The following is a 13,038-nucleotide window of genomic DNA, read 5'->3' on the forward strand; positions in this document are numbered from 1 at the left end:
GATTCATTTTCCTTGCAACGGATGAGCGAGCGGCGGCGTCTCGCCCGCCTGCTTCACGGACAGCGTGAGCACGACGGCCGCGACGAGCGCGGCGCTCATGAAAGCATAGGACGCGACGGGCGAGCCCGTCGCGCCGTTCAGATAGCCGACGACGTACGAGCCGACAAACGAGCCGAGCGCGCCCATGCTGTTGATGAGCGCCATCGCGCCGCCCGCGACGTTCTTCGGCAACAGCTCCGGCACGATCGCGAAGAACGGCCCGTACGGCGCATACATCGCCGCGCCCGCGATGACGAGGAGTGCGTACGATATCCAGAAGTGCGTCGAGCCGAGCGCGTACGACGCGGCGAACGCGGCCGCGCCGATCAGCAGGAACGGCCACACGAAGCCCTTGCGCGAGCCGAGCTTGTCGGACGCCCACGATGCGGCGAGCATCGCGATCGTCGCCGCGAGATACGGCAGCGCGGAGAGCCACCCCGTTTCGACCATGCCGAGCGCCGAGCCGTTCTTCACGATCGACGGCAGCCACAGCACGAAGCCGTACACGCCGATGCTCCAGCAGAAGTACTGCGCGCACAGTTTGACGACGGCGGGCGAGCGAAACGCCTCGCGATAGTTGCGCACCGGCTTGAGCGCCGCCTGCTCGGCGGCGAGCGCGGCGTCGAGATCGCGCTTTTCCTGATCGGTGAGCCACTTCGCCTGCGCGGGCTTGTCCTGCACGAGGAACCACCAGCAGACGGCCCACACGACGGCGGGCAGCCCTTCGGCGATGAACATGTGCCGCCAGCCGAATTCGTGGACGAGGTAGCCCGACACAACCGACATCCACAGCACCGTGACCGGATTGCCGAGGATCAGGAACGTGTTCGCGCGCGAGCGCTCGCGCTTCGTGAACCAGTTGCTGATGAAGACCAGCATCGCGGGCATCACCGCAGCCTCGACGACGCCGAGCAGGAAGCGGATCGCCATCAGCGACGGGATGTTGCTGACGACGCCCGTGAGCGCCGCGCAGCCGCCCCACAGCACGAGGCTCCAGAACACGAGCGTCTTCACGCTGCGCCGCTCCGCATAGATCGCGCCCGGGATCTGGAAGAAGAAGTAGCCGAGGAAGAACAGCGCGCCGATCAGCGACGACAGCCCCTTGCTGATGCCGAGATCCTGGTTGATCCCGGCCGCGGCGGCGAAGCCGTAGTTCGCGCGGTCGAGATACGCGAGGCTGTACGTGATGAAGACGATCGGCATGATCGTCCACCAGCGGCGAAGCGCGAGCGTTGCGGGCATGATGTGAGTCTCCTGTTTCGAGCGGCGCCGTATGAAACGCGCGGTTCGCCGCGATTGTGCCCGTCCTGCGTCGGGACGGGCGGCTTATCGGGCGAGCGGCGCCTCTAGCCGATCCGGCGCATTGCTCAGGTTTTCGATTCGATCGAGCTGCTCGCGCGTCGGCAATCCTTCCGAATCGCCGATCACCTGGATCGCGAGCGCGCCGATCCGGTTGCCGCGCGCGACCGCGTCTTCGATCGCGCGGCCTTCGAGCAGCGCGCTCACGACGCCGACCGCGAAGCCGTCGCCCGCGCCGACCGTGTCGACGACGTGTTCGACGCGCTCGGCCGCGACCGTCCCCTCGCGCCCGTCGGCCGTGCGGAAATACGCGCCCGCCGCGCCGAGCTTGATCACCACGCCGCGCGCGCCCCGCTCGAGGTAGAAGCGCGCGATCTCGGCGGGCGTGTCGAGCCCTGTCAACTGCCGTCCTTCGGCGAGCCCCGGCAGCACCCAGTCCGCATGCTCGGCGAGCGCGTTCAGCGTGCGCGCCATCGCTTCCGGCGACGGCCACAGCGTCGGCCGCAGGTTCGGATCGAATGATACCGTCTTGCCCGCCGCGCGCATCGCGCGCGCGAGGTGGAACGCGAGCTCGCGCGACGATTCGGACAGCGCGGGCGCGACGCCCGTCAGGTGCAGGTGCCGCGCGCCGAGCACGTAGTCGGACGCGTAGTCGTCGAGCGACAGTCGGCTCGCGGCCGAGCCCTTGCGGAAATATTCGACTGCGGGATCCGCACCGCCGGTCGCGCGCGACTTCAGCTGGAAGCCCGTCGGATAGCGCGCATCGACCGTCACGCACGACGCGTCGACGCGCTCGCGCGCGAGCGTGTCGAGCACGTAGCGGCCGAACGAATCGGCGCCGACGCGGCTGATCCAGCCGACGCGAAAGCTGAGGCGCGCGAGGCCGATCGCGACGTTCAGATCGGCGCCCGCGATACGCTTCGTGAATTGCGTCGCGCTGTCGAGCGGACCGGGCTCGGCCGCGACGAACATCGCCATCGCTTCGCCATAGGTGACGACGTCGAGCGGGGCTGGCATGGGTTGGCTTACTCCTTCGGTCAGCGGCCCGGAGCCGGCGCAAGCGCAAAGCTTGGCCGAGCCGGGCACGAGTGGGTGGGTTTCATGCGGCCTTCAGCCACGCGACGCGCGTCGTCGCATCGTCGGCCACGCGCGCCGCGTCGAGCGGAAATTCGATTCCGCGCGGCGCCATGCGCGGCAGCAGCGCGAGCGCGTCGTCGCAGAAGCGGTCGTGCGGCGGCGGCGCGATCGCGAAGCGGCGTGCGCCCTCGCCGCCGACCGCCTTGCAATGGATGTATGCGACGTGTTCCGCCAGCGCGCGCGCGGCGGCGAGCGGCGCTTCGCCCGCCCATAGCCAGTTGCCGATGTCGAACGTCATGCCGATGAGCGCCGGGAACGCTTCGTCGCGCAGCGCGGCGAACAGCGACGTGAACTGCGCGAGCGCGCCGCCCTGCCGCATCTGGCCGTTCTCGACGAGCACGCGGGCACGCGCGCCAAGCGTCGCGGCGGCGATCTCGGCCGCGTGCGCGTGCGCGGCGAAACCGCCCAGCTGGAATTTGACGAAGCGCGCGCCGAGCGCGTCGGCTTCCGCGAGCGTCGCGGCGAGCGCGTCGCGGTTCAGGCCGCCGTCGTCCGCGTAGAGCGTCGCGGGCGTCGAGTACACCGACCACAGCCCGGCCGCGGCGAGCGCGCAGCCAAGCTGCGCGAGCGCGGGCGTCGCCGCGTCGTCGTCCGACGCGAACAGCTCGCGCCGCACCTCGAAACCCGCCGCGCCGGCGTCCGCCGCCGCGGCGACGAATGCGCGATGGCCCGCGCGGCGCACCGCGTCCGCGCCGAAGGCGCTCGCGACGATCACGATGTCGACCATGCTTTGCTCGTCTCTCCTCTGCGATCGGATGTTGTCGGAACTGCTTGGAACCGGTTCCATTCGCCAATGGACGAATAGTGCGCCGAGCGTTCGAAGCGAACCATAGAGGAAATCCCTAGGCACGGCCTCCGGTGAACCCGCAGCGTTGACGCACGCGAACTAAGCGCCGCCGGTGCACAATAGCCGATGGCATATCGCCGGGATGCGGACGAAAACCGATTGTTCTGCGCCAGCGGACGTCCCTGGCGGTTCGTCCCGCCCATCCCACAGGAGCAAACGGCATGCTCGTCCCGTACCTGCTTGCGAGCGCACTCTTCTTTCTCCTCGCCGTCCCGCTCGCGGCGAAGCGGATCGGCCCCAACCGCTTCTACGGCGTCAGGACGCGCGCGACGCTGCGGGACGCCGCGCTCTGGTATCGCCGCAACTGGATCTTCGGCCTCGCGCTGATGCTCACGAGCACCGTATTCATCATCGTCATCGGGTATTGCCGCCTGCGCGGCGCGCGCGTGCCGAACGCCGTGCTGCTGGCTGCGTTCGTCGCCGAAATCGCCATACCAGCCGGCCTCTGCTTCATTTCACCCGGGCCGCCGGGCGACCACCCCGACCGCGGCCGTCGTTAACCGGCCGCCGCCCGCATCAAGCCGGATCGGCCTGCGCGACGCACAGCTCGAGAAAGCGCGCGGCGACGCGCGACGGCGTCGCGCCGTGCGGCACGAGGATCGAGAAATGGCGCGTGAGCGGCTCGGGCGCGATCGACACCATCGCGAGCGCCGCGTCGTCGTGCCGGAGCGACATCGCGGACACGAAGCCGATGCCCATTCCTGCACGCACCGCCTCCTTCACCGCCTCGACGCCCGCGATCTCGAACGCGACCGTGAGCGGCGTCGCCGCGCGTGCGAACGCGCGCTCGACGAGCTGCCGCACGCCCGAGCCCGCTTCGCGCAGCACGAGCGGATACGCGGCGAGCTCGTCGAGCGTCGCACGCGGACGGCCTCGCGCTCGACGCACGGCGAGCGGATGCAACGCCGGCACGATCGCGACGATCTCGTCCTCGCGCCACTCGTGAACGGTCGTGCCGGCCGGCAGCGCGTCTCCGGGCGGGCCTTCGACGAGCGCGATATCGAGCGACGCGAGCGACGCGACGACGTCCGACGTGTTGCCGCTCATCGTCTGGATCGCGACGTCGGGCGCGAGCGGGTGAAACGCGGCGAGCAGGTACGGCAGCAGGTAGCTCGCCGGCGTCGTGCTCGCGCCGATCCGCAGCGTGCCGCGCTCGAGCCCGCGCACCGCGTCGCGATACGCGCGCGCCTGCGCGTACGCGTCGCGCAGTTGCGCCGCATGCCGTGCGAGCGCCTCGCCGACCGGCGTGAGACGCACGCCGCGCCCGTCGCGCTGGTACAGCGGCTCGCCGAACTCGTCCTGTAGCTGGCGCAGCTGGCCGGACACCGCCGGCTGCGACAAATGGAGCGCGAGCGCCGCGCGGCTGATGTTCCGGCGCTCGGCGACTACGGCAAACGTTATCAGTTGATCAGGGGTCATCACTCTAAAATATCGGATTTTTGGATATTTTACGTTACAAATGACGATTTTTCATATCGATATAACCAAATTAGGATTAGGCCCGTTGTCACGGAAAACGAATCGAACGACGCCATGTCCACGCTCACCTCCCCCCAACTCAGCGCCGCCGCACCGTCGATGCGCGGACGGCTCAACGGCATCCTGTTCGTCGGCCTCTTCGCGCTCGCCGTCACGAGCGTCGCGCAGATGCCCGCGATCGCGCATTTCGGCTTGAGCCCGCTCATCGTCGGAATCGTCGCGGGCGCGCTGTACGGCAACCTGCTGCGCGACGGGATGCCCGCGAGCTGGGCGGCCGGCGTCGACTTCTCGGCGCGCAAGCTGCTGCGGATCGCCGTGGCGTTCTTCGGATTGCGCGTGAGCCTGCAGGAAATCGCGCAAGTCGGCCTGCCGGGGCTCACGGTATCGGCGCTCGTCGTCGTGAGCACGCTCGCCGTCGGCACCTGGGCCGGCATCAAGCTGATGAAGCTCGATCGCGACGCCGCGCTCCTGACCGCCGCCGGCAGCGCGATCTGCGGCGCGGCCGCCGTGCTCGCGTTCGAATCGACGCTGCGCTCGAAGCCGCACCAGAGCGCGATGGCGGTCGGCAGCGTCGTGCTGTTCGGCACGCTGTCGATGTTCGCGTACCCGCTCGCCTACCGCGCCGGCTGGCTGCACCTCGACGCGACGGGCCTCGGCCTCTTCTTCGGCGGCACGATTCACGAGGTCGCGCAGGTGGTCGGCGCGGCGAGCGACGTCGGCCCGGAAGTCACGCGCGTCGCGACGATCGTCAAGATGACCCGCGTGATGCTGCTCGTCCCGGTGCTGCTCGTGCTGGGCGCGTGGCTCGCCCGCTCGGCGCGCCGGTCGGCGGCCGGTCACGGCGCGCCGCGCAAGCTCGCGGTGCCGTGGTTCGCGCTCGGCTTCCTCGGCTTCGTCATCGTGAATTCGCTGCAAATGCTCCCCGCCGCCGCGATCGGCACGCTCAACGCGCTCGACACGTTCGCGCTGACGATGGCGATGACGGCGCTCGGCATCGAGACGCGGATGTCGCAGATCCGCGCGGCCGGCCCCCGTGCGCTCGCGACGGGCCTCATTCTGTACGCATGGCTAACCTTCGGCGGCTATGCGATCGTCTGGGCGACGGAGCGCTGGCTTGGCTGAACGGCCGTCCTCGTCTTCGCACCGCCGCGCCGCGTCCGCCCCGCGCACGCGGCGCGATGCTATTCTTCCGCTCGATTTCATCCGCAGAACTACTTCCGTCGTGCTCTCGTTCCTGCTCAAGCTGCGCACCCGCGCACAAACGCTGTTTCGCCTGTCCGACGCGCACACGATGCTCGTCTGGTCAGTGATCGTCGGCATCGGCGGCGCGCTCGCGACGGTCGCGTTCCGCGAAGGGATCGAGCTGATCCAGCGCGCAGTTTCCGGCACGAGCGGCAGCTTCACCGAAATGGCGAAGCGCCTGCCTTGGCAGATCCGCTTCTGGCTGCCGGCCGCGGGCGGCTTCCTCGCGGGCTGCGTGCTGCTCGTCGCGCAGCGCGGCGCGCGCAAGGAAAGCAAGACCGACTACATGGAAGCCGTCGCGCTTGGCGACGGCATCGTGCCGGTGCGACAGAGCCTGTGGCGCAGCGCGTCGTCGCTGCTCACGATCGGCAGCGGCGGCTCGATCGGCCGCGAAGGGCCGATGGTGCAACTGGCCGCGCTCGCCGCGTCGCTCGTCGGCCGCTTCGCGCATTTCGATCCGCCGCGGCTGCGCCTCCTCGTCGCATGCGGCGCGGCAGCGGGGATCACGTCCGCATACAACGCGCCGATCGCGGGCGCGTTCTTCGTCTGCGAGATCGTGCTCGGCTCGATCGCGATGGAGAGCTTCGGGCCCGTCGTCGTCGCGTCGGTCGTCGCGAACATCGTGATGCGCGAGTTCGCCGGCTACAAGCCGCCTTACGAGATGCCGGTGTTTCCGGCCGTCGCCGGCTGGGAAGTGCTGCTCTTCGTCGCGCTGGGCCTGATTTGCGGCGCGGCCGCGCCGCAGTTCCTGCGCCTCCTCGATCTGTCGAAGACGCAATTCAAGCGCCTGCCCGTGCCGCTGCCGGTGCGGCTCGCGCTAGGCGGCCTCTTCGTCGGCGTGATCTCGGTGTGGGTGCCCGACGTCTGGGGCAACGGCTACAGCGTCGTCAACGCGATCCTGCATTCGCCGTGGACCTGGCAGGCGCTCGTCGCGGTACTCGTCTTCAAGCTGATCGCGACCGCGGCGACGGCAGGCTCCGGCGCGGTCGGCGGGATCTTCACGCCGACGCTCTTCGTCGGCGCGGTGGTCGGCTCGCTGTTCGGCATCGCGCTGCATGCGCTGATGCCCGGGCACGTGTCCGCGTGGTACGCGTACGCGATGGTCGGCATGGGCGCGTTTCTCGCGGGCGCAACGCAGGCGCCGTTGATGGCGATCCTGATGATCTTCGAGATGACGTTGAGCTACCAGGTCGTGCTGCCGCTGATGATGTCGTGCGTCGTCGCGTACTTCGCGGCGCGCGCGATCGGCAAGACGTCGATGTACGAGATCACGCTGCGCCGGCATCGCGACGACGAGGCGCGGATGCGCCTGCGCACCGCGCAGATGCGCGACCTGATCCAGCCCGCCGCGACCGTCGTGCCGCTCACGGCGAGCGTCGCGGACATGACGCGCGTGTTCCTCGAATATCCGGTCAAGTATCTGTACGTGACGGACGACGCCGGGCGCTTCCGCGGCGCGGTCGCGCTGAAGGACATCACGTCCGATCTGCTCGAGAAGCGCGACACGACGCACAAGCGTGCGGCGAACTACCTGCACACGCCGTTTCCGCTGCTCACGCCGGACATGCCGATCGGCGCCGCGCTCGAGCACTTCATGCAGTTCCAGGGCGAGCGGCTGCCCGTCGTCGAGCGCGAGGACGATCCGACGCTCGCGGGCGTCGTCTACAAGACGTCGCTCCTCGACGCGTATCGTCGGATGAACATGGATCTCGAGCGCTGATCGCTCGCGGGCAGCGGGCGTTCGAACGCCCGCTGAGCCGGCTGCCGGCGCGCGGCTTGGCGCGCCCCGGGATCGCGCGGAAATCGACTGAAAAAACGGCTGAAACAAGCGAAGAAGCGCGGCGGCGAATCGAGACACCGGCGCGAAACGCCCGCGCGAGGAACGACGACGGAACGCCGCGCCGCCTTCGTCAGTCCGGCGCGCGCCCGAGCACGACCCGTGCGAAGAAGCCGGCGAGCACCTCCTGCGCGGTATCGCCCGTCACGTGCCGCGGGTCGGCCGCATGGTACGACTGTACGCCGTCGCACAAGCTCATCAGCCCGAGCGCGAGCACGTCGGCGGGCAACAGCAGCGGCGTGCCCACGCGCTCGGCGAACGTCAGGATGTAATGCGCGAAGCGATCGCGCTTTTCCTTCACGAATTCGTTGAAACGCGCGCGGAACTTCGCGTCGCGCGTCGCCTGCAGCTTCGCCTCGCCCCACAGCAGAAACGCCTGGCTGTTGCGGAAGAACTGGCTGTAGTACTCGAGCGCGTGCGCCTCCATCTGGTCGCGCGTGCCGCCGCTCTCGAAGATCTTCTGCAGATCGGACTCCGCTTCTTCGTGATCGCGCCTGAGCAGCTCGAGCAGCAGTTCGGCCTTGCCGCGGAAGTTCGAATAGAACGCGCCGCGCGTGTAGCCCGCCGCTGACGCGATGTCCTCGACGCTCGTCGCCACGTAGCCCTTCTTCGTGAAAGTCGTGTGCGCAGCGTTGAGCAGACGCTCGCGCGTCAAGTCCTTGCTCTGTTCTCGGGTCAGGCGGGTCGGTCTCATGGCCGGGAAGTCTAGCATCTTCTCGCGAATCGAAACACCTTTGCATCCAGATACAACCCTGTATTAGAATTCAGCGAAGTCTTTGTAAGCAAAAGTCAGCAACGCGCGCGCCGATTGTTTTGCCGCGTGCGACGCCGGGCAAGCGCATCCGGCTTGCCGGCTTTTTCCGTTTTCTCCTGTCCGAGGGGTCACCGTGAATCGTTCCGGTTCTCGCGCCGCGCTGATGATCGGCGTTGCGCTCATCGTTGCTGCCTGCCACCGCAAGGAAGCCGCGCCGCCCGCGCCGCGCCCCGTGGTCGCCGTGCCGGCCCAGGCGGACGGCGTCGCCGCCGCCGTGTCGCTGCCCGGCGAGATCCAGTCGCGCTACGCGACGCCGCTATCGTTCCGGATCGCCGGCAAGATCGTCGAGCGCAAGGTGCGCCTCGGCGACACCGTGAAGAAGGGGCAGGTCGTTGCGCTGCTCGACACGTCCGACGTCGCGAAGAACGCAGCGAGCGCGCAGGCGCAGCTCGACGCCGCGGCGCATTCGCTGACCTTCGCGCAGCAGCAGGTCCTCCGCGACCGCGCGCAGGCGCGCGAGAACCTGATCGCGCCCGCGCAGCTCGAGCAGACCGAGAACGCGTATGCGTCGGCGCGCGCGCAGCGCGACCAGGCCGCCCAGCAGCTCGCGCTCGCGAAGAACCAGTTGCAATACGCGACGCTCGTGGCCGATCACGCGGGCTACATCACCGCCGAGCAGGCCGACACCGGGCAGAACGTGTCCGCCGGCCAGCCGGTCTATCAGCTCGCGTGGTCAGGCGACGTGGACGTCGTCACCGACGCGCCGGAAAGCGAGCTGCCGCGCCTCATTCCGGGCCATGCAGCGCGCGTCACGCTGCCGGCGCTGCCCGGCCGCACGTTCGACGCGCGCGTGCGCGAGATCGCGCCCGCCGCCGATCCGCAGAGCCGCACGTACCGCGTGAAACTCACGCTCGCGCAGCCCGATCCAGCGGTGCGGCTCGGGATGACCGCGAACGTCGCGTTCTCGTCCGACGCGTCGGGCAACGCGAGCGCGCAGACGCGCTTCACGCTGCCGTCGACGGCCCTCTTCCACGCGGGCGACGCGCCCGCGCTGTGGGTCGTGCGCAAGCAGGACGACACGCTCGAGCTGCGGCGCGTCGACATCGTCCGCTACAACGAGCGCACAGTGACCGTGTCGGGCGGAATCCAGCCGGGCGAGCGCGTCGTGCTGCAAGGCGTGCACACGGTGAGCGCGGGCGAGAAGGTGCGCGCGGTGCGGCCGCTTCATCCCGAGGACGTCGCGTCATGACGGCGGGCCGACAAGAAGGCGGACGCTTCAACCTGTCCGCATGGGCGCTGCGCCATCAGGCGCTCGTCGTCTACCTGATCGCGCTCGCGACGATCGCGGGCATCCTCGCGTACACGCGTCTCGCCCAGTCGGAAGATCCGCCGTTCACGTTCCGCGTGATGGTGATTCGCACGTTCTGGCCCGGCGCGACCGCGCGCCAGGTGCAGGAGCAGGTCACCGACCGGATCGGCCGCAAGCTGCAGGAGACGCCCGCGATCGACTATCTGCGCAGCTACTCGCGCCCCGGCGAATCGCTGATCTTCTTCGCGATGAAGGATTCGGCGCCCGTCAAGGACGTGTCGGAAACGTGGTATCAGGTGCGCAAGAAGGTCGGCGACATCTCGATGACGCTGCCGCCCGGCGTCCAGGGGCCGTTCTTCAACGACGAATTCGGCGACGTCTACACGAACATCTACACGCTCGAGGGCGACGGCTTCTCGCCCGCGCAGCTGCACGACTACGCGGACCAGTTGCGCGTCGTGCTGCTGCGCGTGCCGGGCATCGCGAAGGTCGACTACTTCGGCGATCCCGATCAGCGAATCTTCGTCGAGATCGACAACACGCGCCTCGCGCGGCTCGGGATCTCGCCGCAGCAGATCGCGCAGGCGATCAACGCGCAGAACGACGTGTCGTCGCCGGGCGTGCTGACGGCCGCGCACGACCGCGTGTTCATCCGCCCGAGCGGCCAGTACGAGAGCGTCGGCGCGATCGCCGACACGCTGATCCGCATCAACGGCCGCACGTTCCGCCTGGGCGACCTCGCGACGATCAAGCGCGGCTACGATGATCCGCCCGCCACGCAGATGCGCGCGAACGGCCGCGCCGTGCTCGGCATCGGCGTCACGATGCAGCCGGGCAGCGACGTGATCCGGCTCGGCAAGGCGCTCGACACGACGTCGAAGGCGCTGCAGGCGCAGTTGCCCGCGGGTCTCAAGCTGAACGAAGTGTCGAGCATGCCGCACGCGGTGTCGCATTCGGTCGACGATTTCCTCGAGGCGGTCGCCGAGGCGGTCGCGATCGTGCTGATCGTGAGCCTCGTGTCGCTCGGCCTGCGCACCGGGATGATCGTCGTGATCTCGATCCCGGTCGTGCTCGCCGTCACCGCGCTCTTCATGTACCTGTTCGACATCGGGCTGCACAAGGTGTCGCTCGGCACGCTCGTGCTCGCGCTCGGCCTGCTCGTCGACGATGCGATCATCGCGGTCGAGATGATGGCCGTGAAGCTCGAGCAGGGCTTCAGCCGCGCGCGCGCCGCCGCGTTCGCCTATACGAGCACCGCGTTCCCGATGTTGACGGGCACGCTCGTCACCGTGTCCGGCTTCCTGCCGATCGCGCTCGCGAAATCGAGCACCGGCGAATACACGCGGTCGATCTTCGAGGTGTCCGCGATCGCGCTGATCGCGTCGTGGTTCGCGGCCGTCGTGCTGATTCCCCTCCTCGGCTATCACATGCTGCCCGAGCGCAAGCATCCGCCGAAGGACGCGGCGGCGGGCGGCACGCCGCCTGCCGCCGCCGCGCACGGCCGCGACCATGAGCACGACATCTACGACACGCGCTTCTACGCGCGGCTGCGCGTGTGGATCAACTGGTGCATCAAGCGGCGCTTCATCGTGCTCGCGATCACGGGCGCGCTGTTCGTCGTCGCGCTCGCGGGCTTCTCGCTCGTGCCGCAGCAGTTCTTCCCGAGCTCCGACCGCCCCGAGCTGCTCGTCGATCTGCGGCTGCCCGAAGGCGCATCGTTCGACGCGACGCTCAAGCAGGCGCAGCGCCTCGAGAAGCTGATCGAAAAACGGCCCGAAATCGACCATTCGGTGAACTTCGTCGGCTCCGGCGCGCCGCGTTTCTATCTGCCGCTCGACCAACAGCTGCAGTTGCCGAACTTCGCGCAGTTCGTGATCACCGCGAAGTCGGTCGAGGATCGCGAAAAGCTCTCCGCGTGGCTCGCGCCGATGCTGCGCGACCAGTTCCCGGCGGTGCGCACGCGGATCTCGCGGCTCGAAAACGGTCCGCCCGTCGGCTATCCGGTGCAGTTCCGCGTGAGCGGCGACAGCATCGTGACCGTGCGCTCGATCGCGGAAAAGGTCGCGGCGACGATGCGCGCCGACTCGCGCGCGGTCAACGTCCAGTTCGACTGGGACGAGCCCGCCGAGCGCTCGGTGCGCTTCGAGCTCGACCAGCACAAGGCGCGCGAGCTGAACGTCACGTCGCAGGACGTCGCGGGCTTCCTCGCGATGACGCTGTCCGGCACGACGGTCACGCAGTACCGCGAGCGCGACAAGCTGATCGCGGTCGATCTGCGCGCGCCGCGCGCGCAGCGCGTCGATCCGGCGAATCTCGCGAACCTCGCGATGCCGACGCCGAACGGTCCGGTGCCGCTCGGCTCGCTCGGGCGCTTCCACAACACGCTCGAATACGGCGTCGTCTGGGAGCGCGACCGCCAGCCGACGATCACCGTGCAGTCCGACGTGGCGGCGGGCGCGCAAGGGATCGACGTCACGCACGCGATCGACACGAAGCTGAACGAATTGCGCGGGCAGTTGCCCGTCGGCTACCGGATCGAGATCGGCGGCTCCGTCGAGGAAAGCGCGAAGGGGCAGACGTCGATCAACGCGCAGATGCCGCTGATGGTGATCGCCGTGCTGACGCTGCTGATGATCCAGTTGCAGAGCTTCTCGCGCGTGTTGATGGTCGTGCTGACCGCGCCGCTCGGAATGATCGGCGTCGTCGGCACGCTGCTGTTGTTCGGCAAGCCGTTCGGCTTCGTCGCGATGCTCGGCGTGATCGCGATGTTCGGGATCATCATGCGCAACTCGGTGATCCTCGTCGACCAGATCGAGCAGGACATCGCCGCCGGCCACGGCCGCTTCGACGCGATCGTCGGCGCGACGGTACGGCGGTTCCGGCCGATCACGCTGACGGCCGCGGCCGCCGTGCTCGCGCTGATTCCGCTGTTGCGCTCGAACTTCTTCGGCCCGATGGCGACCGCACTGATGGGCGGCATCACGAGCGCGACCGTGCTGACGCTCTTCTTCCTGCCGGCGCTCTACGCCGCGTGGTTCCGCGTGAAGCCGGACGAGCGCGACCCGGAGCCGCCCGTCACGCCCACGGGAGCCTGA

10 protein-coding genes are annotated in these 13,038 nt (G+C 68.9%); 5 read left to right on the forward strand and 5 right to left on the reverse strand.

The features are described 5' to 3' along the window. Positions 1–3: 3 nt before the first annotated feature. The 3 genes from WS69_RS15550 to WS69_RS15560 all read right to left on the reverse strand — a co-directional run bounded on the left by WS69_RS15550 (position 4) and on the right by WS69_RS15560 (position 3,202). On the reverse strand, positions 4–1,281 hold the full coding sequence (locus tag WS69_RS15550) for an MFS transporter (protein WP_059471623.1): 1,278 nt from the start codon (positions 1,279–1,281) through the stop codon (positions 4–6). 84 nt (positions 1,282–1,365) lie between these two features. Further along, positions 1,366–2,355, reverse strand: coding sequence for a sugar kinase (locus tag WS69_RS15555; protein WP_059471624.1), 990 nt, complete (start codon positions 2,353–2,355; stop codon positions 1,366–1,368). Between the two features lie 82 nt (positions 2,356–2,437). Beyond that, positions 2,438–3,202, reverse strand: a complete 765-nt coding sequence (locus WS69_RS15560; RefSeq protein ID WP_059471625.1) for a TIM barrel protein — start codon at positions 3,200–3,202, stop codon at positions 2,438–2,440. A 281-nt stretch (positions 3,203–3,483) separates the two neighbouring features. On the opposite strand from WS69_RS15560, the gene WS69_RS15565 reads away from it, so the two are divergent. Then, positions 3,484–3,822: an SdpI family protein gene (locus WS69_RS15565; RefSeq protein ID WP_059471626.1), complete on the forward strand. Its 339-nt coding sequence runs from the start codon at positions 3,484–3,486 to the stop codon at positions 3,820–3,822. A 16-nt stretch (positions 3,823–3,838) separates the two neighbouring features. Here the strand turns inward: WS69_RS15565 and WS69_RS15570 are convergent, their stop codons facing one another. After that, positions 3,839–4,741, reverse strand: a complete 903-nt coding sequence (locus WS69_RS15570; protein ID WP_059471627.1) for a LysR family transcriptional regulator — start codon at positions 4,739–4,741, stop codon at positions 3,839–3,841. Between the two features lie 114 nt (positions 4,742–4,855). On the opposite strand from WS69_RS15570, the gene WS69_RS15575 reads away from it, so the two are divergent. Next, positions 4,856–5,923 carry a YeiH family protein gene (locus tag WS69_RS15575; RefSeq protein ID WP_059471628.1) on the forward strand — a complete coding sequence of 356 codons (1,068 nt, stop codon included), beginning with the start codon at positions 4,856–4,858 and terminating at the stop codon, positions 5,921–5,923. Between the two features lie 100 nt (positions 5,924–6,023). Further along, positions 6,024–7,763 carry a ClcB-like voltage-gated chloride channel protein gene (locus WS69_RS15580; protein ID WP_059471629.1) on the forward strand — a complete coding sequence of 580 codons (1,740 nt, stop codon included), beginning with the start codon at positions 6,024–6,026 and terminating at the stop codon, positions 7,761–7,763. Positions 7,764–7,953: 190 nt separating this feature from the next. Here WS69_RS15580 and WS69_RS15585 read toward each other — a convergent pair whose 3' ends face one another. After that, positions 7,954–8,574, reverse strand: a complete 621-nt coding sequence (locus WS69_RS15585; RefSeq protein WP_059471630.1) for a TetR/AcrR family transcriptional regulator — start codon at positions 8,572–8,574, stop codon at positions 7,954–7,956. A gap of 193 nt (positions 8,575–8,767) precedes the next feature. Here WS69_RS15585 and WS69_RS15590 point away from each other — a divergent pair, with 193 nt between their 5' ends. Both WS69_RS15590 and WS69_RS15595 read left to right on the forward strand, forming a co-directional pair. After that, on the forward strand, positions 8,768–9,883 hold the full coding sequence (locus tag WS69_RS15590) for an efflux RND transporter periplasmic adaptor subunit (RefSeq protein ID WP_059471631.1): 1,116 nt from the start codon (positions 8,768–8,770) through the stop codon (positions 9,881–9,883). Continuing rightward, positions 9,880–13,038, forward strand: coding sequence for an efflux RND transporter permease subunit (locus WS69_RS15595; protein ID WP_059471632.1), 3,159 nt, complete (start codon positions 9,880–9,882; stop codon positions 13,036–13,038). Before WS69_RS15590 ends, WS69_RS15595 begins: the two co-directional genes overlap by 4 nt.

This window comes from Burkholderia sp. BDU5, assembly GCF_001522845.1.
Classification (GTDB): domain Bacteria; phylum Pseudomonadota; class Gammaproteobacteria; order Burkholderiales; family Burkholderiaceae; genus Burkholderia; species Burkholderia mayonis.

What these genes read in the sequence shown, in the direction of transcription:
- WS69_RS15595 (WP_059471632.1), top strand. Translation starts at nt 9,880, where the DNA reads ATGACGGCGGGCCGACAAGAAGGCGGACGCTTCAACCTGTCCGCATGG.
- WS69_RS15575 (WP_059471628.1), top strand. Translation starts at nt 4,856, where the DNA reads ATGTCCACGCTCACCTCCCCCCAACTCAGCGCCGCCGCACCGTCGATG.
- WS69_RS15565 (WP_059471626.1), top strand. Translation starts at nt 3,484, where the DNA reads ATGCTCGTCCCGTACCTGCTTGCGAGCGCACTCTTCTTTCTCCTCGCC.
- WS69_RS15555 (WP_059471624.1), bottom strand. Translation starts at nt 2,355, where the DNA reads ATGCCAGCCCCGCTCGACGTCGTCACCTATGGCGAAGCGATGGCGATG.
- WS69_RS15570 (WP_059471627.1), bottom strand. Translation starts at nt 4,741, where the DNA reads ATGACCCCTGATCAACTGATAACGTTTGCCGTAGTCGCCGAGCGCCGG.
- WS69_RS15560 (WP_059471625.1), bottom strand. Translation starts at nt 3,202, where the DNA reads ATGGTCGACATCGTGATCGTCGCGAGCGCCTTCGGCGCGGACGCGGTG.
- WS69_RS15585 (WP_059471630.1), bottom strand. Translation starts at nt 8,574, where the DNA reads ATGAGACCGACCCGCCTGACCCGAGAACAGAGCAAGGACTTGACGCGC.
- WS69_RS15550 (WP_059471623.1), bottom strand. Translation starts at nt 1,281, where the DNA reads ATGCCCGCAACGCTCGCGCTTCGCCGCTGGTGGACGATCATGCCGATC.